This window comes from Streptomyces chilikensis, assembly GCF_001642695.1.
Classification (GTDB): domain Bacteria; phylum Actinomycetota; class Actinomycetes; order Streptomycetales; family Streptomycetaceae; genus Streptomyces; species Streptomyces chilikensis.
This window is the reverse complement of sequence record NZ_LWCC02000057.1, coordinates 1-3,064: the sequence shown is the minus strand read 5'-3', so window position 1 is coordinate 3,064 and position 3,064 is coordinate 1. Positions and strand designations below refer to the sequence as shown.

General features: G+C 71.8%; 2 protein-coding genes. Both read right to left on the bottom strand.

Annotated elements, in window-relative coordinates:
- On the bottom strand, window positions 1-750 hold a 750-nt coding region (locus A2U95_RS22160; protein ID WP_240957628.1), incomplete at its 3' end, for an alpha-amylase family glycosyl hydrolase.
- Window positions 747-2,759 carry an alpha-1,4-glucan--maltose-1-phosphate maltosyltransferase gene (locus tag A2U95_RS22155; RefSeq protein ID WP_166025999.1) on the bottom strand — a complete coding sequence of 671 codons (2,013 nt, stop codon included), beginning with the start codon at window positions 2,757-2,759 and terminating at the stop codon, window positions 747-749. The genes A2U95_RS22155 and A2U95_RS22160, both read right to left, overlap by 4 nt.
- Window positions 2,760-3,064 lie beyond the last annotated feature (305 nt).

The following is a 3,064-nucleotide window of genomic DNA, read 5'->3' as shown; positions in this document are numbered from 1 at the left end:
CGCGTCGATCTCCTTGCGGACCCGCTTGAGGAACTGGTGGGTGGCCGGCAGGTTCTCGCAGTTGGTCCCCTCCTCCTGGTACAGGTACGGCACCGCGTCGAGGCGGAAGCCGTCGATCCCCAGGTCCAGCCAGAACTTCAGCGCGGAGACGATCTCCTCCTGCACGGCCGGGTTCTCGTAGTTGAGGTCCGGCTGGTGGGAGAAGAACCGGTGCCAGTAGTACTGCTTGCGCACCGGGTCGAAGGTCCAGTTGGAGGTCTCGGTGTCGACGAAGATGATCCGGGCGTCCTGGTACTGCTTGTCGTCGTCGGCCCAGACGTAGTAGTCGCCGTAGGGGCCGTCGGGGTCCTTGCGCGACTCCTGGAACCACGGGTGCTGGTCGCTGGTGTGGTTCATGACGAAGTCGATGATCACGCGCATGCCCCGCTGGTGGGCGGCGTCGACGAACTCCACGAAGTCGGCGAGGTCGCCGAACTCCGGCAGTACGGAGGTGTAGTCCGACACGTCGTAGCCGCCGTCCCTCAGCGGCGACTTGAAGAACGGCGGGAGCCAGAGGCAGTCCACGCCGAGCCACTGGAGGTAGTCCAGCTTGGCGGTGATGCCCTTGAGATCGCCGACGCCGTCGCCGTTGGAGTCCTGGAAGGACCGGACCAGCACCTCGTAGAAGACGGCGCGTTTGAACCAGTCCGGGTCCCGGTCGCGGGCGGGGGTGTCCTCGAATGTGTCCGGGACGGGCTCGTTGACGCTCATATGGCGGGTGACCCTCCGATCTGCGGTGTGGACGGCCGCAGGGCGCCGTCGCCGGAGGCTCCGACGGTCAGCACGTGTGCTCCCCCGGGCCCGAGGCGTACGTAGTTGGCCCTGCCCCAGTGATAGGTCTCACCGGTGAGCTCGTCGCGCACCGGTACCGACTCGTGCCAGCTCAGGCCGAGTTGCGGCATGTCCAACGACACCGTGGCCTCCTGGGTGTGGTGCGGGTCCAGGTTCGCCACCACCAGAACCGTGTTCGAACCGTGCCGCTTGGAGTACGCGATCACCTCGTCCCTGTCGGCGTGGTGGAAGCGGAGGTTGCGCAGGTGACGCAGGGCGGGGCTGGCGCGGCGGATTCCGTTCAGCCGGGTGATCAGCGGGGCGATGGTGCGGCCCTCGCGCTCGGCGGCCTCCCAGTCACGGGGGCGGAGCTGGTACTTCTCCGAGTCCAGGTACTCCTCGCTGCCCTCGCGCACGGGCGTGTTCTCGCACAGTTCGTAACCGGCGTAGACGCCCCAGGTGGGGGAGAGGGTGGCCGCCAGGACGGCACGGACCTCGAAGGCGGGACGGCCGCCGTGCTGGAGGTAGCCGTGCAGGATGTCCGGGGTGTTCACGAACAGGTTGGGCCGCAGGTAGGGCGCCGACTCCTGGCTCAGCTCGGAGAGGTAGTCGGTGATCTCCTCCTTGGTGTTGCGCCAGGTGAAATAGGTGTACGACTGCTGAAAACCGGTCTGGGCGAGGGTGCGCATCATCGCGGGGCGGGTGAAGGCCTCCGCCAGGAAGATCACGTCCGGGTCGGCCGCGTTGATCTCGCCGATCACCTTCTCCCAGAACACCACGGGCTTGGTGTGCGGGTTGTCCACGCGGAAGATGCGCACGCCGTGGGCCATCCAGAAGCGCAGCACGCGGACCGTCTCCTCGACCAGGCCGTCCATGTCCTGGTCGAAGGCGATCGGGTAGATGTCCTGGTACTTCTTCGGCGGGTTCTCCGCGTACGCGATCGACCCGTCGGGCCGGTGGTGGAACCACTCCGGGTGCTTCTCCACCCACGGGTGGTCCGGCGAGCACTGCAGGGCGAAGTCCAGCGCGATCTCCAGGCCGTGCTCCGAGGCCTTCGCCACGAACGCGTCGAAGTCCTCGATCGTCCCGAGGTCGGGGTGGACCGCGTCGTGGCCGCCCTCGGGCGAACCGATCGCCCACGGCACGCCGACGTCCCACTCGTGGGCGGAGAGGGTGTTGTTGGGGCCCTTGCGGTGGGTGCGGCCGATGGGGTGGATCGGCGGGAGGTAGACGACGTCGAATCCCATGGCGGCGATCGCCGGGAGGCGTTCGGCGGCCGTCGCGAAGGTCCCGCTGACCGGCGGGCCGTCCTCGCGCACGACCGCGCCCTCGGAGCGCGGGAAGAACTCGTACCAGGCGCCGTACAGGGCCCGCTCGCGCTCCACCAGCAGCGGCAGCGGGTCCGAGGCGCTCACCAGTTCGCGCAGCGGATGCCGGTCCAGGGCCTCGGTCACCTCCGGGGCGAGGGCGGCCGCCAGGCGGGAGGCCACCGGGCGCCCCTCGTCGCGCAGCGCGGCGGCCGCGGCCAGCACCGCCTCGCGGGCGGGGCCGTCGGGGACCCCCGCGGCGGCGCGCTCGTGGAGCCGGGCGCCCTCCTCCAGCACCAGGCCGGTGTCGATGCCGGCCGGGACCTTGACGCCCGCGGTGTGCCGCCAGGTGGCGACGGGGTCGCTCCACGCCTCCACGGTGAAGGTCCAGCGACCGGTGCGGTCCGGGGTGACGGTGCCCGCCCACAGATCGGTGCCGGGGGCCACCTCGCGCATCGGGGTCCACGGGCCCGGGCGGCCGTCGGGGTCGCGCAGCACCACGTTGGCGGCGACGGCGTCATGGCCCTCGCGGAACACGGTGGCGGTGACCTCGAAGCTCTCGCCGGCCACCGCCTTGGCGGGGCGCTGCCCGTCGGCGACGCGGGGCCGGACGTCCTCCACCGGGATGCGCCCCACGGTCACCGCGGGTGCGGGTGCGGGTGCGGGTGCGGGTGCGGGGCGGCGGGCCCCGGCGGACGCCTTGCCGGAGGCCTTCCCGGCTCCCTTGCCGGGTGCCTCACGGGACCGCTGCTTCTTCTTCGCCGGCGTCTTGCCGGCGGGCTTCGCCGGCCCTCCGGCCGGGGCTCGGCCCGTGGCCCTGCCGGCGGGTCCGGCGGGGGGCGCCTGCGGGGGCCGGGCACCGCCCTCGCCGGGGTGGGCGGCGGCACCGGCCTCCGCCGCGTCGTCCCCGGCCGGGGCGTGCTGCGGGGCGGGACCGTCCGGCGTCG